The organism is Streptomyces sp. NPDC051243, assembly GCF_044455405.1.
Taxonomy (GTDB): domain Bacteria; phylum Actinomycetota; class Actinomycetes; order Streptomycetales; family Streptomycetaceae; genus Streptomyces.
Window position 1 is genome coordinate 16,454 of the sequence record NZ_JBITES010000027.1, and the last position, 24,302, is coordinate 40,755.

The window sequence follows — 24,302 nt, forward strand, 5'->3', positions numbered from 1 at the left end:
TCTGGTCAATCTGGCCAGTCTCCCCATGGGCGGGAACCAGCCAATATTCCCTCTCGGGGTTCGGTGCGTTCAGGACGCGCTGGACCGAGCAGGTCATGTGACACGACTTGTGGATTTCGTGGCGGAACCGGAGAAACTGGTCGAGCTCGAATGGCTCGGCAGCGACTGGGACGTCATCGGGTTCACCATCCGAAACATCGACCCCATCGATATCACCTGCGGTACCCACGTCGACGAGTACATCGCCTTCGCGGAGCGCGTCCGCGAGGAACTCGGCCGGCGCGGGCTCGATCCGGTGCTCGTCTGCGGTGGTCCGGGGTTCAGCCTCTTCGGCAGTACGCTCGTCGACCGGCTGGGGCTCGACGTCGGCGTCATCGGTCCAGGTGAGCAGGCCATGCTGGACATCGCGAAGGATCCCGGTTCGTTCAAGGGCCGAGGAGCCGTGATCCACGGGAGGCGGCACCCCGGCTTCCTCACCGACACCCTGAGGCATCCGGCATCGCTCATGGCGGCGTACACCAACGCGTACCGGGCGATGATCGGTGTGGAAACCCGGCGGAAGACCTGCTATCAGACCTGCGCCTACTGTCCGTATGCCTATATCGACGGTGACAACGCCGGCGACCTCAAGCCCATGGATGTCCTCGCGGACGAGATCCGGGCGATTCACCGCGCGGGATTCCGGCGGATCTTCTTCACGGACGGGATTTTCAACAGCGAGCTGCGCTACGCGAAGCAGGTCGTCGAACTGGTCCGAGAGCTCGCGTTGGAGGGGCTGACCTGGTCGGCCTACTTCACCCCGAAGCCCTTCGACGATGATTTCGGGGAGATGCTTCACGGGAGCGGCGTGGAAGCCGTGGTGGTTTCGCCGGACAGTCTCGACGACACGGTGATGCGCAATCTCGGAAAGTCATTTGGCACACAGCATGTGGTCCGATTCCTGGAACGCAGCCGAAAGAACGACCTGCCGGTGAAGGTGAACGTCGTGTTCGGCGGCCCTGGTGAGACCAGGGAATCAGTCCGCAGCAGTGCTCGATTCATCAATGAGAATCTTGCGGACGACGAGCTGGTGATGCACGTCGGCTACCGGGTCCTGCCCGCGACGGCCCTCGCCCGGCAACTCGGAATGGGTGACGATCAGCTGCTCTACCCCACCTTCTATCCCTTCGATCTCGATGTCTTCAACTGGGTGATCCAGGAATTGGACTCCCGATTCCTCAACCCTGGGCTCATGATGAACCTGATGGCTGGACGCGCGTCGGCCCGCAAGATGGCCAGGGCGCGGAATACGCCCGTGCTCGCGCCGGCTCCGGGAACCACCTTTCTTCCGCTGGCGAGCCGAGGCAGTGGCAATGGCTGCGACCGATAACAGGAATTCGCTCGCCGGCCGGCACCTGGGTTCAGGTCTGGTCGCCCGCCGCCTTCGGTCCGGGGAGACCGGGACCGCCCTGCGACTCTGCCCGTTCGAGGACATCGACGCGGAAGTGATCAGTCGTGAGCTGGCGGCCGAGGCCGACTACTGCTGGATGGGCTTGTTCGCTCCGGACGGGACGGCAGCGGCGGTGCACCGGGCCATGCGATGGCACCGGCACCTGCTGCTGAAGGGGGTTTTCGTCGACGCCTCGTACCGGGGGTCAGGTGCTGCGCTCAGCGCGGCGTTCGCCATCCGGGACTGGGCTCGGCAGGCCGGTTACGCCGGCACGCTCGCCTGGGTGGAGCCGAACAAGCCGGAGGCCCGCCTGGCCGACCGGCTCCGGCTCAGACCGGGCGGCCCTCTCTTGCACCGTTACCTCGTCCCGCTGCCGTCCACGAGCAATTCCGCGCGCCCGGAAGCCACGGTGCCCCGGCCCACCGCCGGCACCCTCGCCGTCCCCCTGGGGAACGGAGGGGCGCCCATGGTCCAGGAGTTGCTCGGTGTCCGGCAGGAGCACCCGGCGACCGGCACCTGCCTCGGCTGGGTCCTGGACCGATCCCGGCTCGTCCTCGGCGGCAACCCGTGCCGTTCCGTCGACGACCTGAACACCCTCCTGGCCGCCGTCGAGGAGACCGCGGTGTTCACCGGTGCGACCGCCGTGGAGATCCCCTTCGAAGCGGCCGACCTCCACGCCGCGCTGTCCCTCGCCGGCCTGGGAGCGCGGAGACTGAGCCGTTCCCCGGTCAAGTTGGGCGTCCTTTCCTTCGAGGATGACGGGGCCTCGCGGGCCACGGTGCGTTCGACGGCGGCGGAGACGGACCGCCATGACTGAACCGCACGAAGCGCGCCGCATCTGCCTGACCGAGAAACCCGAGGCGGCGGCAGAGTTCTTCCGACGGCAGGGACTCGATCCGCAAGGCCTTCAGGGGCTGCTGGGCGCGGCGGCCGACGCGGGGGAGCGAGGCCGCTCGGAGACCGTGGAGCTACAGGATGCCTGGGGACGGTCCACCAGGACGGAGCTGTACGTGCCGCCGAGCGAGGACGACCGTCCTCAGGGGCTGATCGTCGCACTCCACGGCGTCGGCAGCTCGGGCGCGGAGCTGGAGCCGTACCTGCGCCCGCTCGCCGACGCGTGCGGCGCGGTGCTGCTCTGCCCGACGGCGTGCCAACCGGTCGCCGAACGAGGCAACTTCGACCTGGCCGGTCTCTTCGGCAGCCGGTTCCGGGAGGCGCGGTGGACGACCGACCCGGGCGACTTCCCTGTCCGAGCACTGCGCTGGGCACGGGAGCACCTCGCCATCGACGCGAACCGCTGCGCCCTGGTGGGCACTTCGATGGGGGGCATCGCGACGTGGGGCACAGCCTCGCGCCGCTGGGACAGCCTCGCCATGGCGGCCTCGATCAACGGGGCACCTTCGATCTGGGAGAGGTTCGGGCCGGACAGGACCATGCGCGAACTGCTGCCCAACCTTCTGAACCTGCCGTTCACCGTGGTTCACGGAGCCAGGGACCAGCAGATTCCCGCTGTCCTCGACAAGGAGGCCGTGACAGAGCTGAAACGGCTGGGCCACCGGGAGATATCGCTCGTCGAGGTGCCCGAGGGGGAGCACAAACTGAGCACGATGGACATCGCCCCCGGCAATCCGCAGTTCGACGCCATCGTCCGGCGCTTTCGCCGTTCCCGGCGCGCCCCGTGGCCGGCACACGTCCGGCACCATGCCCGCGAGAGCGAGAACGGCAGGGCGCACTGGGTGGCGATGGACGGCCTCGCGTCTGGACGGACGGCGGCCGTGGAGGCGCGGGCCGTGGACCGCACACACCTGGAGGCCCGCGTACACGGCTGCTCGCGGCTGCGCCTCTTCCTCAGCGACCGGTTGGTGGACCCCGGCCGGGTGCTGGTGACCGTGAACGACGACATCCGGGAGATCGATTTCCGGCCCTCCCTGGCCGACGCGGTCGCCACGTACGCCGAAGCGGGGGCTGATCCCGGCCGCATGGCGCACATGGTTGTCGATGTGGAAGTACCCGATATCCACGACGAAGAAGGTATGCCTTGCTGACCCGTGAAGAGATGCGCAGATTACTGCTGGTCCACGGCCCGGAGCAGGAGGAGCTGTTCGCGCAGAGCCGCGAGTCCCGGGACAAGCACTTCGGGCCTACCGTCGTCCTGCGCGGCGTCATCGAACTGACCAACGTCTGCCGGGTGAACTGCGACTACTGCCCGATGCGCCGCGACAACGTCCGTGTGAACGACACCTACTTCCTGACCGCCGACCGCATCGTCGAGCTGTCCGGTCTGATCCGGGACAGCGGAATCGACGTGGTCCTGCTGCAGGGCGGTGAGACCCCGTCCGTGCTGCCGATCCTTCAGGACGCGATTCCCAGGATCCGCCGGCTGTACGACAACCGGGTCGAGATCCTGCTGAACGTCGGCAACCTCAAGCGCGCCCAGTACGAGCGGCTGCGCGCGGTCGGCGCGACGAGCTACATCCTCAAGCACGAGACGAGCGACCCCGACCTGCACTTCGCCATCCGCCACGAGACGCTGGAGAGCCGGCTGCGGTGCCTGCGCGACCTCCAGGAGGTCGGGTTCAAGGTCGGCACCGGGCTGATCTCGAGTCTGCCGGGACAGACACTGGACAGCATCGTCGACGACATCGAGCTGGCGGGTGAGCTCGGCGTGGACATGTGCAGCGTGAGCCCGTTCATACCCGCTCCGAACACCCCCATGAGCGTGTCGCCGATCGGGGACAACGAGCTGGCTCTCAACATCATCGCCCTGCTCCGGCTGCGCCATCCGCACCTGCTGATTCCCTCGGTCAGCGCGCTGGAGCGGGTCGGCGGCGGGGGGCAGGCGCGCGGGCTCGACGCCGGCGCCAACGTGATGACTGTCAACTTCTCCAGTGCCGGCGACCAGAAGCGCTACCTGATCTACGGGAAGGACCGTTTTGTCGTGACGCTCGACCATGTGCGCGGCCTCGTCAGGGCCTCAGGGCTCGAACCACGTGGCTCGGTGTTCATAGAGCGGCACGTGGCGAGTGGGGCGGCCACCCGGTGAGCACGTCCACATCCGGCACCCCTGTGTCCGAAGTCCGCTCCGGTCGGTTCATCCGTTTCTGGACCGCCCAGTCCGTCTCCCAGTTCGGCCAGCGATTCGGCCTCGTGGCCCTGCCGGTCGTCGCGATCGAAACCCTGCACGCCGGAACCGAGGAGGTCGGCTACCTGACCGCCTCACTCACCGTCTGCTACCTCCTGATCGGCTTGCCCGCGGGCGCGTGGGTCGACCGCTGGCTGAAGCGGCCCACGATGATCAGGGCAGCGGTGGTGCGGGCCGTCGTGCTGGCGACCATCCCCCTGCTGTGGGCCTCCGATCAGCTCTCGCTGGCGTGGCTCTACGTCGCCGCGATCGTCGTCGGCGTCGCCTCGGTCTTCTTCGACGTCGCCTATCAGTCCTATGTGCCGTTCATCGTCTCCGACAAGGCCCTCGAATCGGCCAACGCGCGGCTGGAATCCTCGGCCCAGGTCTCCGCGGCCGGGGGGCCGGCCATCGCGGGCCTCCTCCTCAAAGTGGTCAGCGCACCCGTGGTGCTCGCCATCGATGCGGTGGCGTATGTGGTGTGCGCCGGTTTCCTCGCCACGGTCAAGGACACCGAGCCGCCTCGCCGCGAGCAGGAGGGGAAGTCATCCGGGCTCGCCCAGGACGTCATGGCCGGCGTCCGGTTCGTCGTCGGCACTCCAGTGCTGCGGCGGCTGTGCGTCTCGGTCGGGGTGTCGAACTTCTTCGCGACGGTCATCATGACGCTGACGCCCGTGCTCATCCTCATGACGCTCGGGCTGGGCTCCACGGTCATGGGGATCGTGCTCGGCGTCGGCACGCTCGGCGGCCTGCTGGCGTCTGTCGTCCTTCCGAAGATCCGCGCCCGGCTGAGCGCCGGCCGGGTCATGGCCGTGGGCCTGCTGCTGGCGGGCCTGTCCATGGCGGCCTTCCCGGTGGCCGGATCCCTGAAGGGGGCGGCCTCCGCGGTGCCGGTCGCGCTGCTCGTCCTCGGCCAGTTCGGTATGACCTGGGGCGCGGTGACGTTCAACATCACCCAGGTCAGCGTTCGGCAGAGGGCCTGTCCCAAGCACATGCTGGCCCGGATGAACGCCTCGATCCGGTTCGTCGTGTGGGGCAGCATGCCGCCGGCGGCGATACTCGCCGGCTGGCTCGGCGCGCACATCGGGGTCGTGGCCTGTATGTGGATCGGTGTCGTGGGTGCCTTCCTGACGGCTCTGCCCATCATCGGGATGGACCGGCTGATCCCGTCCGCGGAGCCGGCCCCGGTGCCCCATGTCTGAGGCACGCCGACGGCTGGCCGAGGCCGTCCTGTCGTCCGGCGGACGGCTCGACGAGGCGCTCCCGGAGGCCACCGCCGCCCGCATCGCGCGGTGTGCGGAGCAATACCGGCAGGCCGGGGTCACGAACGGCGACCTGGTCGTGCTCACCGGTCTCGCGCCGGACACCCTCCTGGTGGCCGCGGCCGCCTGCTGGAGCGTCGGTGCGGCCGCATGGGTGACGCCCCGCGAGCGAGAGGTCGTAGAGGCGGACAACGCGTCGTTCGTTGTCACTCCGGCAGCCGGGGAACGGACCGCGGAGGTCGATGTGGAGCGCTGCGGGGGAGCCGGGATACGGGTGCCCGCAACCCTCGCACTCGTACACGAGACCTCCGGTTCCACGGGCGAGCCCAAGCTCGCGAGGCGCAGCGTCGACAGCCTCCTCGCGGAGCACGTCGGCTACCGCGAAGGGCTGGGCCTCGACGCGGAGGACACCGTGCGCATCCCGGTACCGGTCACACACTCCTTCGGATCCGGGGTGGCACTCGCCGCGCTGCTGTCCGGCTGCCGGGCCGACCTCCGCCCGTTCACCACGACCGCGAACGTCGCCGTGGACCTGGACGGCGGACACGCCACCAAGCTGGCCGTCACCCCCGCCCTGCTGCGCCTGCTGACGCGGTCCAGGCGGCGGGGCGACAGCAAGCCGCAGGCGATCCTGGTGGGCGCCGGCTCGGTGTCGGACGAGTTGGACGCCGCATGCGTGGCCCGCTTCGGGGTTCCGGTCACGCGGGGTTACGGATCGAGCGAGACCGGCGGGATCCTCATCGGCCCCCGAGGACTCGGCCTGCCCATCCCGTCCGTCGGCATCGTCGGTCCCGAGCCCGGAGCACGCGGCGAACTGGTGATCCGCACCGCGACCCCCGTGCTCGGCTACGCCCACGAGCCCGAGCGCGAGTCGCTCCTGTGGAGAACCGGGGACGTCGTCGAGCGTGACGCCTCGGGCCAGGCGTGGTTCGTCGAACGCGGGCCGGGCGCCCTGCGGGCCAACGGAAAGTTCATCGATGTCGGTCCGGTCCAGGCTGCTCTCGGCGAGGTCGAGGGCGTGACGGAGGTGGCCTTCGCGGTCCTCCCACGAGCCGGCGATGCCGAGTTCGAAGACGTCTTCGCGCTGGTGGCCGGGCCGACGGCCGCGCGCGAGGCCCTGGAACGGGCGCTGCGTGCCGCCGCCCCGCAAGGGTTCCTCCCGCGCCTGCGGATCTTCGCCGAACTGCCGCGGACCGACATCGGCAAGCTGGACCGCTCGACACTCAGGGAATGGATCGAACGACATGGATGACAGGGCGTTGGCACCGCTTGGCGTCCACGAGCAGAACGCCGAGCGGGCCACCGGACAGGGCAGGGGCCGGCCCGAGCAGGGCACCGGGACCACGGTGGACGTGGTGATCGAGGCGATCGTCACCGCGGCCGGGAACGCCGGGGCTGACGATGCGTCCCTTGCCCGGCTGCGGGGTCTGCTGGGCTCGGACGAGCACGCGCTGCTGAGACCGCCCGCGGACCTCGGGATCGATTCCCTGACCTGGTTGGAGGTGCTCACCGTGCTGGAGGAGAGGTTCGACGTTCTCTTTCCGGACGCGGTGGCGGCCAACGCCGAATCGCGCACGGTCCTGGGGCTGGCCCGCGCGCTGGCGGACTGCCTCCACGAACGGAGCCGGTGAGGTCAGCGCTGATGGCGCGCCGCCGGAAACCCCCGGGGCGAGCGGACCAATTCCTGGAGAAAGGCTGGGCGTTCATGAAACTCGTTGCCAAAGGCGAGCGGTACCGGGTGATCGACGACTTCCTGTCGTCGGACGACCTGCACGGCATTCGCTCGCTCATGGGGCAGGGGCAGTTCGAACAGGTGGCCAGCGTCGTCTATCCCGAGACGGACGGGCCCGCTCTGCGCTCACGGGGCGCGCTGCTGCGGCACGACGCCGTGGCACCGTCGGCCGGTCCTCAGGGGCAGGGCGCCCCGCCGGGCGCTTATCAGGCCATCCTCCGCGAGCTCCGGGCGCACCCGGACATGTTCGGCACACCGGGGGAGGACTGGGCGGTCGTCGGCTTCAGCTTCTGGCAGTACCCCGCGGGGAGCCGGCTCGGCTGGCACAACGACGTGGCCCCGGGCCGACGGGGAGAGTTCGTCTTCTTCCTGCACGAGGAGTGGAAGGCGTCCTGGGCCGGCGAGCTCATCCTGCTGGACGTGGATCCGGCTGCCGTCGAGGTCGACACGGCCGGCATGTCCCCGCTGGAGGCCGTCGAGGCCAAAGCGAGCCTGGCACCCAACGCCCTGACGGCCGTCGTGCCCAAGCCGAACCGGCTGGTCCTGGTGAGGGAAGGCACCATCCACTGCATTCACCGGGTGGACCACACGGCGGGGGAGACCCTGCGCCAGACGATGACCGGATTCGTCGCTGTCGATCCTCCGGAGAGGTGGCAGCGGTCCGCCGGCAGCAACATCGACCGGCTGGCGTCCCTGCTCGGTTCGCACTGAGGCCCGCTGGGCTGTTCGAGGTCAGCTGTCCTGAATTCTCACCGGATTGGATGGAAGATCGTGGAAGAACTGTGGATCACCGAAGGGCCCAGGGAGTTCGAGCGGTGGCTCGCTCAGGGGAAGGCCGACCCGAAGAAGGTCGAGCGCATTCGACAGGGCCTGGAGATCACCGCCCAGGGGCGGGTCGGTGAGGTGGGGGGCGAACAGACCCCGGAGATCTACTTCCCCGGCCTGACCGCCCGGCCGTGGTGGAGCCGGAGCCACTTCCCCTGGCTCGACCAGCTGGAGGCCGCCGCACCCGTGATCCGCGAGGAGTTGCGGGCCCTTGAGACGAACGTGGACAACGCCGTGTCGCACCCCACGGGGCTGGCCGAGCCCGGCAAGTGGCGGGCGCTGTACCTGACATGCATCGGCCGGCCGTATGCCAAGAACGTCGCCGCGTTCCCGCGGACGCTGAAGACCCTGTCCGTGATCCCGGGCGGTACCAACAGCGGCATGACGTACTTCTCCACCGTCCTGGGCGGCACGCACATCCGCCCGCACTCCGGGTTCAGCAACGCCCATCTGCGCTGCCACCTGTCGCTGATCACCACCGAGGGCTCCCGCATCCGGGTCGCGGACGAGGAGCGGGCCTGGGAAGAGGGAAAGGCGTTCGTCTTCGACGACTCCTTCGAGCACGAGGTGTGGAACGAGGGTCACGAACGCAGGACGGTGCTGCTGTTCGACTTCTGGCACCCCGAGCTGACAGCACCAGAGATCGAGGCGCTGACCCACATGATGGGCGTGTGGCGGCGCATGTACTCACGGCACTTCTGGGCACACCAGATGGACACCAGCCGGTCGGCCCCCGTGCCGTCCTCCCCGATCTCCGCCTAGTCCGAGGAGCCGCGTGCCATGGCTGCAGAAATCTGGTCCGAGACCGAGGAATTCCTGAGCGGCCTGCTGTGTCCGCCCGATCCCGACCTGGCGCGGACCGTTCACGTCAGCGAGCAGGCGGACCTGCCGGCCATCAACATCTCGGCGCTGCAGGGAAAGCAGCTCAGTCTGCTGGCGAAGATGGCCGGGGCCCGGCGGATCCTCGAGGTGGGCAGTCTGGCCGGATACAGCGCCCTGTGGCTGGCGAAGGCGCTGCCGCCGGACGGCCGCATGGTGACCATCGAGAACAATCCGGTCCATGCCGTGGTCGCTGCAGACAACATCAGGGCGGCCGGCCTCGCCGACCGCGTGGAGGTGCGGGTGGGCAACGCCGCCGAGCAACTGGCCCTGCTCGTCGCGGAGCAGGCCGATCCTTTCGACTTCTTCTTCATCGACGCCGACCAGCACAACAACGTGACCTACTTCGAGGGCTGCCTGCGACTCAGCCGTCCCGGCAGCGTGATCGTCTTCGACAACGCCGTGAGATCCGGTGAGGTCCGGAACCTGGAGACGTCGAACGGCGCGGTCCGGGCCACTCAGCGCGTACTGGAGCTGGTCAGCGGCTCCGATCGGGTCGACGGGGTGGTCTTCCAGACAGTCGGCCGGCGAGGGCATGACGGCATGCTCGTCGTCCGGGTCCGCTGACCGCCACTGGCCGCAACGCGTCGGAACGCCAGGCCGGCGGGAGACCCGGCCGACCAGGAGGGAAGTTTCAGTGAATCGGGACATCCGAACGATGGAGGACGTCCTGCGCATGCTGGACCGTCTCTTCCGGCCCGAGACCGACCGGTGGACGGAGGACTCCTCCGAGTGGTGGGACGACTTCTATGCCGATCGTCGCCGGGACATCCCGTTCTTCGTCCAGAAGCCGGACGAAAACCTGGCCTCCTATCTGGAGCGTGGTCTGCTCACTCCCGGACGCGCCCTGGACCTGGGCTGTGGCCCTGGCCGCAACGCCGTCCACCTCGCCGCGCACGGATACGAGGTGGACGCCGTCGATCTCTCCCGCACCGCCGTGGCCTGAGGACAGGAGAGGGTCCGCGAGGCAGGCGTCGATGACCGTTTCCATTGCGGCGACATCTTCGGCGTAGACCTTCCTCCCGGGCGCTACGACCTGGTCTACGACTCGGGCTGCCTGCACCACCTGCCGCCGCACCGCCGGGTCAGCTACCTGGCCCTGCTGGAGCGGGTGCTCGCCCCCGGCGGCCACTTCGCCCTCGCCTGCTTCGCCGCCGGAGCGATGGGCTCCAAACTGGCCGACGACGAGTTCTACCGCAAACGCAGCCCGGAGGGCGGGTTGGCCTACCCTCGACGACCTGCGCCGCCTCTTCGCCCACCTCACCGAGATCGAGCTGCGCCCCATGGCCAGGCAGCCGGCCGACTCCCCGTTCTTCGGCGTGTGCCTCTGTGTCCGTCTCCAGCCGCCCCGCCCAGGAGCCGTTCCGCGGTGGAGGCGGCTGAGCACCGGCGTCCGCGAGGGCGCTGCGGAACTCGTTCCGGCACAGCGCGAAGAAACAGGAAGCCACGGATTCCCGACCGGAAACCGTGCCGCGATGGGGGCACCCCCTGCTCGAACGCAGTTGAGAGCTTGGGGGAGGCACAGCAACGATCGAGAAGGCCAGAATCTCCGGGCTTGAGCCTGGAGAGCAAGTCAAGGTGCCCACGCCCGTAGTGCCGCATCCACCACCGCGTCGACCGTGTCGTGACCGAGCCTGGCACCCACGAGAAAGCGCTGGTAGACGAGCGGGCCGACGGTCGTCATGGCGAACGTCTCGGCTGTGACGTCGTCGCGCAGGTGCCCCCGGTCGACGGCCGTGGTGATGGCGGGGCGCAGGGCGTCGACGATCTGGGTCAGGAGGGTGTGGCGGAGGTGCCGCATCCCGTCGTCGTGCTGGGCCCCGCCCAGTACGGCGGCGAGAACGGCCCCGGCCTGGGCGTCGTCGAGCCGCTCGCCGAGCTGGCGCAGGTAGTGGACCAGCTCGGCGCGCGGTTCGGCACCGGACGCGGCCCGCACGTCCTCGGGTGCCGGTGACAGGGGCGGCATGCCGGCCTCCAGTGCCGCCAGACGCAGGCCGAGCAGCTCCGGCCAGTGGCGGTAGACCGTGGCCCGGCCGACCCCTGCGCGGGCGGCCACCGCCTGGTGCGTGACGGCCTCCAGGCCGCCCTCGGTGAGCAGCTCGGTGGCTGCGGACACCATGGCCTCGCGGCTGCGCACCTGTCGTGGATCGGTTCGCTCCTCCGGCATGCGCCACCCTTCGTGTGAGACAACTTGCCTCACATGCTAGTCGCAGGGTGTCTCGGTCCACAGGCGTCGCGGGCCGGCCGGTCGCTTGCCTCGCGGGCACGCCGGACCAGGGCGTACGAGCGGCTCGTCTGGCGCATGACCAGGGTCTGGAGAGCGAGTTGGAGTCCCCGGTCGACGTCGCCTCCGACCATGAGCCAGAAGTCGGCGGCGTGATCTGCGTAGGCCTCCGGGTGACGCGTCACCAGTTCCTCGTAGCGCACCGCCGCCCGGTCCCGCCACGGCTGGGCCTCCTGGTGGCGGCCGGCCGCTCGCAGGGTGAGCGCGAGGTGGGCGGCGTACTCGGGATCGTCGCTCGTCTCCGCGAGCGGGCGCAGGCAGGCGACAGCGGTCTCGGGGTCGCCCATGAGGAGGTGGACCTCGGCGAGATGGCCCGTCGCCGGGGCGTAGCCCGGCACCCGGCGCCGGGCCGTGTCGAACCAGGACCGGGCCGTGGGCAGATCGCCTTCGCGCAGCCACATCACGCCGCGCCGGAAGTCCAGTTGGGCGAGAGGGAAGGGGGAGACACCCCGGTAGACGGCGCGAGCCTCGTCGAACACGTGCTCCGCCTCGGCGGTCTCGCCCCGCTCCGCCTGGAGAACGGCCAACGCCGACAGCATCGTGAAGTCGGACTGGTGGGGGGCCGCGCTCCGCAGCAGTCCGTGGGCTTCGGCATGACAGCCGACCGCCTGCAGGATCGCTGCCCGTTCCGCGTCCAGGGTGGGCTGTGCCGCGCCGGCCCGGCCCGCCGCGTCAAGGTCGGCCATGGCCTCGGCGAACCGGTGCAGGGTCGCCCGCGTGCGGGCCCGGGCCAGCAGGGCGGCACTGTCGTCGGGTGCGTTCCACACCATCTGTTCGGAGAGCTGCGCGGCCTGCTCGTAATCGGCGACGCGGCCCAGGAGATGTCCGCGCAGGGTCAGGAGGTCGACCAGAAGCGCCTGCTGGGCGACGGCGAGGGGCGCGGCGGAGCCGGCCCGGCGTAGGGGAGCCGCCACGCCGTCGATCTGGGCCGACAGATTCGCCAGGGCCAGGGTGCCGTTGGTCGTGACCGGTTCCTGGTCGGTGGGCGCAGAGGTGCGTAGGGGCCGGTCCGTCATGCTGCTTCCTCCTCCGGCTCCGGCGGGGCGAGCAGCGTGGTCATCACCGTCATGAGGTCCGGCGGGTTCGGGTTGGGGGCCACGAGGTACGGGAATGTGTGCGTGGCCGGCCGGGTGGCCTGGTCGACGCCGTCGCTGATGCGCGGGCCGTCGACGCCGCCCACCAGGAGTGTGTAGAGGGTGTCCACGATGTCGTCGTTGGGTGCCCGGCCGCCGCAGGTCGTGTGGGGGCGTCCGGCGAGCAGCGCCGTCTCGATCTCGAAGCAGCTGTCCTCGGAGAACGGCTTGGAGACATCGACGACGAGGAAGTCGGCGAGGAGGAGTTCCGTCAGCGGGTGGGCGCCCCGGTCGTCCGGCGGCCAGACGAGCTCGCCGTCGAGACGGTCGAAGAAGGCCAGGTTGGCGTCGAATCGCGCCCGGTAGGCCCCGGCGTAGTCCGGCCGTACGGCGAAGGCGTCCTCCTCGTTGTAGAGGTCGCGGATCTCCAGGTCGCTGTTGACGGGGTCGTGGCTCTTGCTCGCCAGGACGACGTTCTTGATCTCGGGCCGGCCCATGCGCTCCAGCCGCACCGGGCGGCCGCCGGAGGTCACGGTCTCGCCGACGACGCCGAGCAGGGGGCCGCAGTCCAGACCGAACACCACCTCGGGGTCGACCTCGACGACGATGCTCAGCACGTTCATCCCTTCGAGGACGTTGTCCGCGCCGGGCCGGAAGGCCAGCTTCTGTGTGGCGTCGGCGGCCAGAACGCCCGCGAGGTCGATGAAGAACGGGTCGAGCCGCGGTCCGGCGAAGATCCTCAGTCCTTCGGCCTCGGTGGGCGCCTCGTGGCCGACCTGGAAGAGGACCTGCTCGCCGCTCGGCGTCGTGCAGGTGCCTATCTGAACCGGTTCGTCGCTGCCGGGGATCCGGCCGGGCGCGGCGAAGGTGAAGTCCAGGCCGTACTCGGTCTCGCCGACGGTGAACGCGGCACGCTCGGTGGCCCGGGCGACCGGCCGGATCCGGAAGCGGTAGGTGATCGCGTCGGAGAACAGCGAGGTGGGGGCGGCGGCCGGGAAGACGTCGAGGACGAGCACCAGGCAGCCGGGCCGGTCAGGGCTGGGGAACGCGAAGACGTCGGCGACGTCGGACGCGGGGTCGAAGAGGATGCGCGGTCCTGAGAAGTGATCCGCCATCGGGGACTCCTTCGAGTGATGGGTGTGTCGGGGTGCGCCATCTGTGAGACATGCTGACTCACAGATGTGTTGTGAGTCAATCTGTCTCATAGTGGCGTGGGTCATGTGGCTGCTTGCGGCTGGCGCGTTGACAGGCTGGATCAGTGAACTGATGATGTAGTCAGTTATGCGGCGATGGTCAGAAAACAGATCTCGTTCCGCTTGCCTGCCATCTCGTGAAGACCTATTTGTGGCGGTGTATGGGCATTGCCGCCCCACCCTGAGGAAGGCGCCATGAGCGAGAAAGACCTGCACGCGAAGTTCCAGCAGTTCCCCGTCGCCGTCCGCGAGAAGGTGGACGCCGCGCTGTCGGACGCCAAGATCGCGCTCAAGCTGAAGGCCGCCGAGATCCTGGCCGACAAGGAGGAGATGGCCGAACACGCCGTCACCACCGCCGGCCGGATCGGCGCCAAGAGCGGCGAGGTGTCCGAGCTGACGACGATCCTGCCGCTGAAGCCGAACGGCGCCGAGCGGCTGCGGAAGTTCTTCCACCTGGTCGGCGGGAACCTGGCGGGCGCCGGTCAGGTCGGGACGCTGCACAACATGCGGTTCGTGTTCCTCGACAACGACACCAAGCTGCTGTTCGCGACCGCCTTCGACGGCGAGTGGGACCCCTACATCGACGACTTCGCGACCAAGATCCCCGAGTTCATGGACTACCTGTTCAGCAACGTCGAGGGCTGGCCCGGCATCACCTCGCCGGACGTGAAGGACTTCATCGTCAAGCACCAGCTCCCGGCCGAGGCATGGTTCGTCGCCCACCCGGGCCTCACCGTCGCGGAAGGCCACCGGCTCAAGCGGCAGGAGGCCGCCGTACAGCGGTTCCTCGCCGACCTCAACTGAAGGCGGGCGCACCATGCCTTCCCCGCTGTTCCGGCGGTTGCGCCGCCCGCCCACCCTGGATCTCGACGACATCCAGGCGACGCTGCTGCGGGCCCGGCCCGAGCCCTACTTCGGCACCCACGCGATCCTGGAGATCACCGAACCGGCCGCGGGCAGGGAGCTGTTGCGCCGGCTGGCCCCGCGGGTGACCTCGGCGGCGCGCTGGGACGAGCCGCAGCCGTCCTGGCTGGCCGTCGCGATCAGCTACCAAGGACTGGTCGCGCTGGGTCTGCCGGAGACGTCACTGGCCTCCTTCCCGGCCAACTTCCGCGCCGGGATGGCCGCCCGCGCCGAGCGGCTGCGCGACACCGGCGTGAACGCCCCCAAGAACTGGGAGTTCCCGTTCGGCACGCCGCGCGTGCATGTCGCCGTCACGGTCTACGCCGCGAGCGAGGACGACTGGCGGTCCGAAGTCGCCGCCTACGAAAAGGAGTTGGGCGAGGTCCCGGGTGTGCGGCTGCTGTCGCACCAGGACTTCGCGGCTGACGGGTTCAACGTCTTCGGGTACCGGGACGGCTTCAGCCAGCCGGTGGTCGAGGGCAGTGGCGCCGAACCGCTGCCCGGCGACGGACGGCCCATCAAGGCCGGCGAGTTCGTCCTCGGCTACCCGAGCGAGACGGGTGTACCACTGCCCGTGCCGGCTCCGGACGTCCTGGGCCGCAACGGCACGTACGTCGTCTTCCGCAAGTACCACTCCCACGTCGCCGCCTTCAACAAGTGGCTGCACGACAACGCCTCCACCGAGGCCGAGCGCGAGCTGCTGGCCGCCAAGCTGGTCGGCCGCTGGCGCAGCGGCGCACCTCTCGCCCTGACCCCGGAGCGCGACAACCCCGCGATCGGCGAGGACCCGAACCGCATCAACGACTTCGACTACTCCGCCGACCCGCGCGGACTGCGCACCCCGCTCGGCTCCCACATCCGCCGGATGAATCCGCGCGACACCAAGCTGACGGTCCTCACCGACGTCAATATCCGCCGGATCATCCGACGCGGCACCTCCTACGGCACCCCTCTGCCCCCGGACCGCCTCAAGGACGACGGCAAGCCGCGCGGCCTGGACTTCATCGCTCTCGGCGCCCGGGCGATCGACAACGTGGAGTTCCTGCAGAGCGAGTGGGTCGGCTCCGGCAACTTCATGGGCCTGGGCAAGGAGAAGGACCCGATGATCTCGCTCCAGGACAAGGGCGCCTACTTCACCGTGCCGGGGACTCCGCCCCGCCGGGTGCAGAACATCCAGTCCTTCAACACCCTGCTCGGCGGCGAGTACTTCTTCATGCCGAGTCTGTCCGCCATCCGCTGGCTCGGCAGCATCTGACCCCCACCCTTGCGCGAGGCCGCCATGACCACACTCCGCTCGTACGTCCGCTACCGCCCCGACCTCGAACAGCCCTTCCCCGACGAGGAGGAGCTGATCCGCCAGGTCGTCGAGGCCATGGGCAAGGCAAACCAGCAGGTCGCCGACAAACATCGCCATGGCCTGCGCGACGCCCACGCCAAGAGCCACGGCGTCCTCGCCGGCGAACTACGCATCCCCTCCGGCCTCCCGGCCCACCTCGCCCAGGGCCTCTTCGCCGAGCCGGCCACCTACCCGGTCATCGTCCGCTTCTCCTCCGCCCCCGGCGACCTGCGCTCCGACCAGGTACCCGTCCAACGCGGCATCGCCATCAAGGTGATCGGCGCACCCGGGCCCCGTGCCCTCGACGACGGCTTCACCACGCAGGACTTCCTCCTCGTCAACCACCCCACCCTGCCGTTCGGCAACATCGCCGAGTACGCCAAACTCCAGGACCTGCTGGAGAAACAGCCCCGCCAGAGCGACCAGCAGCTCCAGCTCACCGGCGCCGCCGCCCGAGTGGCCGCCAAGGCCCTCACCCGCGCCGGACGCCCGCTCCCGCCGGCCGTGGAGACCCTGGCCGCCGCCAACGACCACATCCTCGGCGAGACCTTCCACTCCATGGCCGCCCTGCGCTACGGAGACCACGTCGCCAAGATCTCGGCCGCGCCGCGCTCGGCGAACGTCAAGGCCCTCACCGGCAGCCAGGTCGACAAGAAGGCCGGCGAGTCGGCGCTGAGGGACCTCGTCGTCGACTTCTTCGCGCACAACAGTGCCGAGTACGACATCCGGGCCCAGCTGTGTGCGGACATCGACCGGATGCCGGTGGAGGACGCCTCGGTCCTGTGGCCCGAGGAGCTGTCACCGCACGAGCCCGTGGCCGTGCTGCACCTGCCCGCCCAGGACGCCTACAGCGACGCCCGCCGCCGCTACGCCGACGACGTCCTCTCCTTCAGCCCCTGGCACGCCCTGGAGGCCCACCGCCCGCTGGGCTCCATCATGCGCTCGCGTCGCGCCGCCTACCCCGCCTCCAGCGACTTCCGCCACCACTACAACGGCATCCAGCCGCAGGAGCCGTCCGACATCAAGGAGCTTCCCGCCTGACCACGGCGTGCCGATCCGCGGCTGCGGCCGGGGATCGGCACGGGGGCCACGTGTCAGAATGAGGGCACCTCCTGTTCGTCCTTCCTTCATCGAGGTCCTTTTCGTGTCCCAGCCCGTCGGCCGCGTCCCGCAGCGACGCAACGCACGGTCCAACCGGGCGCGCATCCTGGCCACCGCACGCCAGGAACTCGGGCGGAACCCGGACATCACCCTGGAAGAGCTGGCCCGCGCCTCCGGTGTCGTACGGCGCACGCTTTTCGGGCACTTCCCCGGGCGGGCGGCGCTCTTGGAGGCACTGGCCGAGGAGGCCGCCGAGGCGCTCGAGTCCGCCGTGGCGGTCGGAGCGACGGCGACCGAGCCGGCGGAGCGGGCGCTCGCGCACTTCTCGTTGTCGATGTGGCCCGTCGGCGACCGCTACCGCATGCTTCTGGCGCTCGCCCAGCGGGACCTGGGCATGGAACGTGTCGCCGAGATCCTCAAGCCCGCCCGCGTCAATGTCACGGCCATCCTGGAGCGCGGGCAGCGAGACGGTGTCTTCCACTCCCATCTGCCGCCTGCGGTGCTGAGCGCCGGTCTGGAGGCGATGACGGTCGCCCTGCTGGAACAGGTCAACACCGGGGCGCTGGAGGACGACGGCACCCGGGTGGCCGTCACCACGCTCATCGCGGCCGGAGTGCCGGAGAAGCACGCGCGCGTCGTGGTCGAAGAGGTGGCCGCCACGGCCACCGCGGAGGCTGTCGCCGACGGGTGAGCCCGTTGGCACGGCTGCTTACGCAGAGGTTCGAACAGACCCCGGTCGAAGGCACCGGGGTCTTGTCATGTGTATCCCGCTCCTCTGATCGGCGAGTGCCGAGTGGTTGTGCCGGGCCCTCAGGTGCGGACAGCAAAAAAAGGACGGTGCCGGGTGTCCCCTCCCGGCACCGTCCGGGGCCGTGCGCCGCTCAGGCACAGCCCGTCCTGGGTGGAGGAGGCCGGAAACGAGTTCCCGGCCTCCGGCCTGCGGCCATGGGCCGCGCCGACCTTCTGGGCTCAGGCGCCCACGGTCTCGGTCTGCTCCTGGGAGGTCTCGGCCGCTTCTTCCTGGTGCTGCTTGCCGGTGGCCTTGCGGCCGGGCAGGACGGCGATGACGATCAGGGTTCCGGCGGCCATGATGATGCCGCCGATGAGGCTGGTGTGGGCGATGGCGTGGGCGAAGGACTCGTGCACCGCTCCGAGCAGGGTCTGGGCCTGTTCGGCGCCGCCCTGGGGGTTCTTGGCGACCTGTTCGGCGACCGCGATGCCGCCGCCGACGGAGTCCTTGGCGGTGTCCATGGCTTCGGCCGGGAGGTGGCCGCCGACCAGGTCGGTCAGCTTGTCCTTGTAGGAGGTGGCCAGCAGCGAGCCGAGGATGGCGATGCCCAGGGAGGCACCGAGTTCCAGGGCGGTGTCGTTGGCGCCGCCTCCGACGCCCAGTTCGGACTCGGGGAAGGAGTCCATGATGGTGTCGGTGGCCGGGGACAGGCTCAGGCCGATCGCGAAGCCGAGCAGCACCAGCGGGGCCAGGAAGTCGGTGTAGGCCGAGCCCGACTCGATCTGCGTGAGCAGGAAGACACCTGCGGTGCCGATCACCATGCCGGTGCCCACGACCAGCTTCACGCCCAGCTTCGGCGCCAGCTTTCCGGTTACCGCGGCGCCGACGAACACCGCGCCGGCCAGCGGCAGCAGCCGGATGCCGGTCTCCAGGGCGTCGTAGCCGAGGACGAACTGCAGGAACTGGGTGGAGTAGTAGATCGAGCCGAAGGTGCCGAAGAAGAAGAACAGCACCGCGAGCATCGAGCCGCTGAAGGGACGCTCGGCGAACTTGCGCACATCCAGCATCGGGTTCGGGTGCTTCAGCTCCCAGGCCACGAAGGCCAGCAGGCCCACGCCGGCGACGACGGCAGCGGTGATCGGGCCGGTGCCCCAGCCGAAGTGCGGGCCCTCGATGGTCGCGTAGACCAGGGAGCCGACGGAGACGATCGAGAGCAGACCGCCGACGTAGTCGATCCGGCCCATGCCTTCCGCCTTCGACGGCGGGACCAGGAGCAGTGCGCCGACGACGCCGAGGACGGCGACGGGGACGTTCATCAGGAAGGTGGAGCCCCAGGCGTGGTCCTCCAGCAGCCAGCCGGCGGACAGCGGACCCGCGGCGATCGCGAGCCCGGAGGTGGCGGACCATGCCGTGATGGCCTTGGCGCGCTCACCGCGAGGGAACATCGCGACCAGCAGTGACAGCGTGGCCGGCATGACGACGGCGGCGCCCACGCCCATGATCGCGCGGGCGGCGATGACCAGGTCGGTCTCCTCGACCAGGCCGCCCATCACCGAACCGCCGATGAAGATCAACAGGCCCAGGACCAGGGCGCCACGGCGGCTGTACTTGTCGCCGATCGCGCCCAGTACGAGCATCAGCGCGGCATAGGGGACGGTGTAGCCGTCGATGACCCACTGCAGGTCACTGCTGCTCAGGCCCAGGTCCTTGGTCATGTCGGGGGCGGCCACGATCAGCGAGGTGTTCGCCATGACGACGATCAGCAGGCTCAGGCACAGGACCAGCAGGGCCCACCAGCGGCGTGGATAGGGCTCGGTCATCTTCTCGACGGGTGTGTTCGCAAAGAGCGGCATCGGGGGCTCCTCGGCAGGGGCTGAAGCGGAGGCTTCGGGGTGCGGATCGATGGGAGCGGTGCGGGCGCGGACAGGAGTGGGCGCGGCACCGAGAGCAGTTAATTGCCCGTTGATGTGCAGACTAGTTTGTTGCTCGTCGATGTGCAACTATCGAATCGCCCTCCCCCGTCGACCGGAGGTCCGACATGACCCACCCACCCGTCATCGCCACCCCGGAACGCAGCCGAACCCTGCTCACGCGGGCCCGCATCCTCGAAGCGGCCAGGCGGGAACTCAGCCGCGACCCCGACGCGAGCCTCGGTGACATCGCCGAGGCGGCAGGTGTGGTGCGCCGTACGGTCTACGGCCACTTCAACGGCCGGGCCGCACTGGTGGAGGGGCTGGTGGAGGATGCCGCACAGGCGCTGCGACAGGCGCTGCGACGGGCGCTCGCGGCCCCGCGGGTTCCGGCGGCGGATGCCGTCACGGAGCTGGCGCGCTTCGTCCTCGCCGTGTGGCCCGTCGGTGACCGCTACCGCATCCTGCTCCGTCTCGCCCCACAGGACCTCGGGGCCGAACGAGTCGCTGAAGTCCTCGCCCCCGCGCGCGACATGGCCGAGGCGATCATCGGCCGGGGGCAGCGGCAGGGGGTCTTCCAGGCCAGCGTTCCGCCGGCTGTGCTGACCCGGGCGCTGGAGGGGCACCTGCTGGGGCTTCTTGACTGCGTGAACGGCGGGGCCTGGAGCGACGACGGCACGGGCACCGCGACCGCCGCCCTGATCGCGATGGGCGTGACTGCCGGCCATGCCGCCACCTGTGTCCGGGGGCTCGTCCGGCCCGAGGGCGACGGCGCGTAGGCGCCTTCCCGAAGCATCACCCGAAGCATCACCCGAAGAGGAGAACCGTGTACCAGTCCCAGTACGACGAGGAGTACGTCGGCGAGCCCTACTACGGCGACGGCGCCGTATATGTGAGCCCCCCGACCCGGACCAGGCGGCGCCTGATCATCGTCGCCGTGTCCCTGGCGGCCGTGCTGGTCGGCGCCGTCGCGGTCGACCGGATCGCCGCGGCCCGCGCGGAGAGCCGTACGGCCAAGGCCTTCCAGGACGGCATGGGAACCGCCGATCGGCCCTCGGTGCACGTCAGCGGCTTTCCCGTGCTGACCCAGCTCGCCGAGGGCCGCCTGAACCACGTCGACCTCACCGCCCGCGACATACCCGCGAACGGCACGACCCGACCCCTGCCGGTGACGAAGCTGACAGTCGGGATGGACGGCCTGAAGACCTCGGGGGACGCCGACGAGGCGCACGCCCGCAGCGTCCAGGCGACCGCCCACCTGTCCTACGCGGATGTGTCGAACGCGCTCGGCGTGGAGGTGTCGCAGGGCGACGAGTCGGGCCGGATCAACGCGACGGCCGCTCTGCCGCTCGTCGGCGACGTAACCGCGAGCGCGGCCGTCTCGGCGGCGAGCGGCAACCGCATCGCCTTCACCGACGTCCGCGCCGAGCAGGGCGAACTGCTACCTCCGCTGAAGTCGCTTCTCGACGAGGCCCTGGACGAGCCCATTCCGCTGCAGAACGTTCCCGAGGGGCTCCGCCTGCGGTCGATCACCACCACGGAGGACGGGATCGACGCCCGCTTCACCGGCCGCTCGGTCACCTTCCGCCCGGACTCGTCGTCCGCCCAGGTGGCGTCAGTCGAGGTCGGGGAGGGGGCGCCGAGCGACCTCGTGGGCGTCGTCCGCCGGTAGCCCCAGCATGCGCAGCACCATCTCGGCGAGGTTCACCGCGGCCTCGTCGCCGTCCACCTCGGGGCGGGCGAAACGCAGCTCCACCAGGGACAGCAGGGTTCCGCCCAGTGCGGACAGGGCGACCATCGGGTCGACGGTCGTGAAACGGCAGGAGGCGATGCCGACCTGGAGATCGCGCATCGCCCGGCGAGACAATCCGTTGTCCGAGTGGATGTGCCCCAGGCCGCGGCGGCGCAGAACCTGCATCAGCTCCGGGTGGGAATCGGCCATCCGGGCGCTGAGCCGGAAGCCGGCCGCGAGGAGCTCCGCCGGGTCGTCGATTCCGGCCAGGCGCTCGTCGAAGTTCTGGCCGAACTCCTCCAGGGCGTCCACCACCGCCGTCTCGAACAACTCCGCCTTGGAGTCGAAGTGGTTGTAGAAGGAGCCGAAGCCGACGTCCGCGCGCTCGGCGATCGCCTGGATGCTGGCGCTCGTGTCCCCGGTCTCGGCGAGGATCTGCCGGGCCGCTCGCACGAGAGCCCTGCGGGTCTCCGCGCGACGCCGCTCGAACCGGTTGCTGGGCAGGGCTGACGTAGACATGCGCAGAGTCTAACCGCCGGGACGATGGCGATCGCAGTCCTGATGAATTCATCATTTCCTGCCGCGAACATCTTGACGACAGAACTGTCACAGTTGATGATTTCCTCATTACGGCAATGTTGCTCGGAGGGCACCATGTCTGAAACCCGCGTCGACGGGGCCGACGTCATCACGGCCCACCAGGACCTCCACAGCGAGCAGGGCGCCCTGCGCGGCGAACACCCCGGCCGCTCCCGGAATCCCGTGATCAAGGTGGCGGACCTGGCCTGGCTGGAGTTCGAGAAGCCCGACCTGGACCGCGCGGAGGTCTTCGCCCGCGACTTCGGCTTCGGCGTCGCCGCCCGCACCGAGCGGGAGTTGTGGCTGCGCGGCACCTTCGCCGGCTCACCCTGCATGGTGATCCGCAGGGGGCGCACGTCCCGCTTCATCGGCCCGGCGTTCCGGGCTGCCGAGCGGGCCGATTTGGACCGGCTGGCCCGTGCCACGGGGACGGACGTACGGGACGCGGACGTACCCGGCGGCGGCAAGGTGGTCGACCTGCTCGACCCCTCGGGCTTCCCGGTACGGGTCGTGCACTGCGGCGAACGACTCCCCGCACTGCCGGAACAGCAGCCGCTGCTGCTCAACTTCGGCACGGATCACCGTCGTACGAACGCCACGCAGCGCCCGCCGCGCGAGCCGTCCCGCATCCAGCGCCTCGGCCATGTGGTGCTGGAGACACGGGTGTTCGCCCGGGCCCTGGACTGGTACCTGGACACCCTCGGGATGATCGTGTCGGACTTCCTGTTCCTGGACGGGCAGCGCGGCCGGGGCCCGACGATGGCGTTCATCCGCTGCGACCTGGGCAGCGTGCCCGCCGACCATCACACGCTGGCCATGCACCTGGGGCCGGGGACGGGGTACGTCCACTCCGCCTACCAGGTCACCGACCTCGACTCGATCGCCGCTGGCGGGGAGTACCTCAAGGAGCGCGGCTACAAGCGCAGTTGGGGCATCGGCCGGCACATCCAGGGCAGCCAGCTCTTCGACTACTGGCGCGACCCCGACCACTTCATGCTGGAGCACTTCGCCGACGGCGACCTGTTCTCCTGCGACGTCGAACCCGGCTGGGCGCCCATGTCGACCAGCGGCCTGGCCCAGTGGGGCCCGCCGGCCACCCGCGACTTCCTCGGCGCGAGCCCCTCCCCGCAGCGGGTCCGCGATGTCATCGAGGCCCTGCGCGGCGACAACGAGATGGACCCGGCACGACTGTTCGGCCTGCTCAAGGCCGCCAACTCCTGACCCCCGCACGCGAATCCCTCTCACAAAGGCACTGACATGAGCACCAATGTCCTGCGCACCGCCGACGGCTGGTGGGTCGTCCTCGGCGAACGCGCCGTCCCGGTCGACACCAAGGCCGCCACCACCGCCGAACTGCTCGCCGACCGCGACGCCGTACGCGAGGCGGCCCTCTCAGGTGAGGCGGGCACACCCGTCGCCGACCTGGCCGCCCTCTCGCCGGTCACCACCCCCTGTCGGGTGGTCGCCCAGATGGTCAACTACCGTAGCCACGCCCGCGATTCGGGGTTCACCGGCGACATCCCGCCCGCCTTCTTCCGCAAGGCATCCGGCTCGGTCAGCGGCCCCGGCGAGGCTGTCGTCCGCCCCGCGCACGTGAAGTTCCTCGACTACGAAATCGAGTTGGGCCTGGTCATGGGCGCGTCCCTGCCCGTCGGCACCGTGGTCGAGGAGCGGGACCTGCCCTCGTACGTCGCCGGGTTGGTGATCACCAACGATGTCAGCGCCCGTGAGGTGCAGCTGACGAAGACGCAGTTCTACGAGAGCAAGTCGTACCCGACCTTCACGCCGACCGGTCCGTACCTGTCGTTGCTGGAGCCGGAGGACTTCGCCCATCTCCTGGACCTGCGGCTGAAGCTGAGCGTCAACGGCGAGCTGCGCCAGGACCGCACCCTCGCCGACATGATCGTCCGCCCGGCACAGGCGCTCACCCTGTTGGCCCGGTTCCAGACCCTGGACCCCGGCGACCTGCTGCTCACCGGGACGCCCGGCGGCACGGCCCTGAAGGCCCCGCCGAAGCCGGTCGAGAAGATCGGCGCGCTGTTGCCGCCCGCCGTGAAGTGGAAGGCGTTCTTCAAGAGCCAGGCGAAGAACCCGCACTACCTGAGTCCGGGCGACGTGATCACGGCGACGATCGCGACCCCGGACGGCCGCATCGACCTCGGCGAGCAGCGCACGCCCGTCGCGGCCGTGAACTAAACCCCGAGGTGAGCCGC

23 protein-coding genes and 1 pseudogene are annotated in these 24,302 nt (G+C 69.8%); 19 read left to right on the forward strand and 5 right to left on the reverse strand.

The features are described from left to right. Positions 1-25 precede the first annotated feature (25 nt). From ACIBAG_RS43670 to ACIBAG_RS43720, 11 genes and pseudogenes are all read left to right on the forward strand, one after another. A complete protein-coding gene (locus ACIBAG_RS43670) occupies positions 26-1,369 on the forward strand; it encodes a B12-binding domain-containing radical SAM protein (RefSeq protein ID WP_399113557.1) in 1,344 nt (447 codons plus the stop codon). Next, on the forward strand, positions 1,353-2,246 hold the full coding sequence (locus ACIBAG_RS43675; RefSeq protein ID WP_399113454.1) for a GNAT family N-acetyltransferase: 894 nt from the start codon (positions 1,353-1,355) through the stop codon (positions 2,244-2,246). Before ACIBAG_RS43670 ends, ACIBAG_RS43675 begins: the two co-directional genes overlap by 17 nt. Further along, positions 2,239-3,474 carry a hypothetical protein gene (locus ACIBAG_RS43680; protein ID WP_399113456.1) on the forward strand — a complete coding sequence of 412 codons (1,236 nt, stop codon included), beginning with the start codon at positions 2,239-2,241 and terminating at the stop codon, positions 3,472-3,474. The genes ACIBAG_RS43675 and ACIBAG_RS43680 overlap by 8 nt, the downstream gene beginning before the upstream one ends. After that, the gene (locus ACIBAG_RS43685) at positions 3,468-4,472 is read left to right on the forward strand and encodes a radical SAM protein (protein WP_399113458.1); all 1,005 of its coding nucleotides are present in this window, start codon (positions 3,468-3,470) and stop codon (positions 4,470-4,472) included. The genes ACIBAG_RS43680 and ACIBAG_RS43685 overlap by 7 nt, the downstream gene beginning before the upstream one ends. Then, entirely contained in the window at positions 4,469-5,752 is a 1,284-nt protein-coding gene (locus ACIBAG_RS43690; protein ID WP_399113460.1) for an MFS transporter, read from the forward strand. The genes ACIBAG_RS43685 and ACIBAG_RS43690 overlap by 4 nt, the downstream gene beginning before the upstream one ends. Then, positions 5,745-7,064 (forward strand): AMP-binding protein, encoded by a 1,320-nt coding sequence (locus ACIBAG_RS43695; protein WP_399113462.1) that lies wholly within the window; start codon positions 5,745-5,747, stop codon positions 7,062-7,064. The genes ACIBAG_RS43690 and ACIBAG_RS43695 overlap by 8 nt, the downstream gene beginning before the upstream one ends. After that, a complete protein-coding gene (locus ACIBAG_RS43700; RefSeq protein WP_399113464.1) occupies positions 7,057-7,443 on the forward strand; it encodes an acyl carrier protein in 387 nt (128 codons plus the stop codon). The genes ACIBAG_RS43695 and ACIBAG_RS43700 overlap by 8 nt, the downstream gene beginning before the upstream one ends. A 74-nt stretch (positions 7,444-7,517) precedes the next feature. Beyond that, positions 7,518-8,255 (forward strand): 2OG-Fe(II) oxygenase family protein, encoded by a 738-nt coding sequence (locus ACIBAG_RS43705; protein WP_399113466.1) that lies wholly within the window; start codon positions 7,518-7,520, stop codon positions 8,253-8,255. A gap of 60 nt (positions 8,256-8,315) precedes the next feature. Beyond that, positions 8,316-9,131: an aspartyl/asparaginyl beta-hydroxylase domain-containing protein gene (locus ACIBAG_RS43710; protein ID WP_399113468.1), complete on the forward strand. Its 816-nt coding sequence runs from the start codon at positions 8,316-8,318 to the stop codon at positions 9,129-9,131. Positions 9,132-9,149: 18 nt separating this feature from the next. Next, positions 9,150-9,815, forward strand: a complete 666-nt coding sequence (locus tag ACIBAG_RS43715) for an O-methyltransferase (RefSeq protein ID WP_399113470.1) — start codon at positions 9,150-9,152, stop codon at positions 9,813-9,815. A 70-nt stretch (positions 9,816-9,885) separates the two neighbouring features. Then, positions 9,886-10,567, forward strand: a pseudogene (locus ACIBAG_RS43720) (class I SAM-dependent methyltransferase); the annotation flags it as partial. Positions 10,568-10,821: 254 nt separating this feature from the next. Here the strand turns inward: ACIBAG_RS43720 and ACIBAG_RS43725 are convergent. The 3 genes from ACIBAG_RS43725 to ACIBAG_RS43735 are packed head-to-tail and all read right to left on the reverse strand — an operon-like array spanning position 10,822 to position 13,720. Then, complete coding sequence (locus tag ACIBAG_RS43725; RefSeq protein WP_399113472.1) at positions 10,822-11,415, reverse strand: TetR/AcrR family transcriptional regulator; 594 nt, start codon at positions 11,413-11,415, stop codon at positions 10,822-10,824. 29 nt (positions 11,416-11,444) lie between these two features. Continuing rightward, positions 11,445-12,548, reverse strand: a complete 1,104-nt coding sequence (locus tag ACIBAG_RS43730; protein ID WP_399113473.1) for a tetratricopeptide repeat protein — start codon at positions 12,546-12,548, stop codon at positions 11,445-11,447. Beyond that, positions 12,545-13,720, reverse strand: a complete 1,176-nt coding sequence (locus tag ACIBAG_RS43735; RefSeq protein WP_399113475.1) for a DUF4331 family protein — start codon at positions 13,718-13,720, stop codon at positions 12,545-12,547. The genes ACIBAG_RS43730 and ACIBAG_RS43735 overlap by 4 nt, the downstream gene beginning before the upstream one ends. A 273-nt stretch (positions 13,721-13,993) precedes the next feature. On the opposite strand from ACIBAG_RS43735, the gene ACIBAG_RS43740 reads away from it, so the two are divergent. The 4 genes from ACIBAG_RS43740 to ACIBAG_RS43755 all read left to right on the forward strand — a co-directional run bounded on the left by ACIBAG_RS43740 (position 13,994) and on the right by ACIBAG_RS43755 (position 17,829). Continuing rightward, on the forward strand, positions 13,994-14,602 hold the full coding sequence (locus ACIBAG_RS43740) for a hypothetical protein (RefSeq protein ID WP_399113477.1): 609 nt from the start codon (positions 13,994-13,996) through the stop codon (positions 14,600-14,602). A 13-nt stretch (positions 14,603-14,615) separates the two neighbouring features. Further along, positions 14,616-15,956, forward strand: coding sequence for a Dyp-type peroxidase (locus ACIBAG_RS43745; protein WP_399113479.1), 1,341 nt, complete (start codon positions 14,616-14,618; stop codon positions 15,954-15,956). 24 nt (positions 15,957-15,980) lie between these two features. Then, positions 15,981-17,078, forward strand: coding sequence for a catalase family protein (locus tag ACIBAG_RS43750; protein ID WP_399113480.1), 1,098 nt, complete (start codon positions 15,981-15,983; stop codon positions 17,076-17,078). A gap of 103 nt (positions 17,079-17,181) precedes the next feature. Beyond that, positions 17,182-17,829, forward strand: a complete 648-nt coding sequence (locus ACIBAG_RS43755; RefSeq protein WP_399113481.1) for a TetR/AcrR family transcriptional regulator — start codon at positions 17,182-17,184, stop codon at positions 17,827-17,829. Positions 17,830-18,107: 278 nt separating this feature from the next. On the opposite strand, the gene ACIBAG_RS43760 is transcribed toward ACIBAG_RS43755, so the two are convergent. After that, on the reverse strand, positions 18,108-19,721 hold the full coding sequence (locus ACIBAG_RS43760; RefSeq protein ID WP_399113482.1) for an MFS transporter: 1,614 nt from the start codon (positions 19,719-19,721) through the stop codon (positions 18,108-18,110). A 185-nt stretch (positions 19,722-19,906) separates the two neighbouring features. Between ACIBAG_RS43760 and ACIBAG_RS43765 the strand changes: the two genes are divergently transcribed. Both ACIBAG_RS43765 and ACIBAG_RS43770 read left to right on the forward strand, forming a co-directional pair. Continuing rightward, a complete protein-coding gene (locus ACIBAG_RS43765; protein WP_399113484.1) occupies positions 19,907-20,557 on the forward strand; it encodes a TetR/AcrR family transcriptional regulator in 651 nt (216 codons plus the stop codon). Positions 20,558-20,670: 113 nt separating this feature from the next. Continuing rightward, positions 20,671-21,450, forward strand: a complete 780-nt coding sequence (locus ACIBAG_RS43770) for a DUF2993 domain-containing protein (RefSeq protein ID WP_399113559.1) — start codon at positions 20,671-20,673, stop codon at positions 21,448-21,450. On the opposite strand, the gene ACIBAG_RS43775 is transcribed toward ACIBAG_RS43770, so the two are convergent. Continuing rightward, the gene (locus ACIBAG_RS43775; RefSeq protein WP_399113486.1) at positions 21,394-22,029 is read right to left on the reverse strand and encodes a TetR/AcrR family transcriptional regulator; all 636 of its coding nucleotides are present in this window, start codon (positions 22,027-22,029) and stop codon (positions 21,394-21,396) included. The genes ACIBAG_RS43770 and ACIBAG_RS43775 overlap by 57 nt on opposite strands. Before the next feature lie 135 nt (positions 22,030-22,164). On the opposite strand from ACIBAG_RS43775, the gene ACIBAG_RS43780 reads away from it, so the two are divergent. Further along, positions 22,165-23,310: a VOC family protein gene (locus tag ACIBAG_RS43780; RefSeq protein ID WP_399113488.1), complete on the forward strand. Its 1,146-nt coding sequence runs from the start codon at positions 22,165-22,167 to the stop codon at positions 23,308-23,310. A 36-nt stretch (positions 23,311-23,346) separates the two neighbouring features. After that, positions 23,347-24,285 carry a fumarylacetoacetate hydrolase family protein gene (locus tag ACIBAG_RS43785; protein ID WP_399113489.1) on the forward strand — a complete coding sequence of 313 codons (939 nt, stop codon included), beginning with the start codon at positions 23,347-23,349 and terminating at the stop codon, positions 24,283-24,285. The last annotated feature ends 17 nt before the right edge of the window (positions 24,286-24,302 follow it).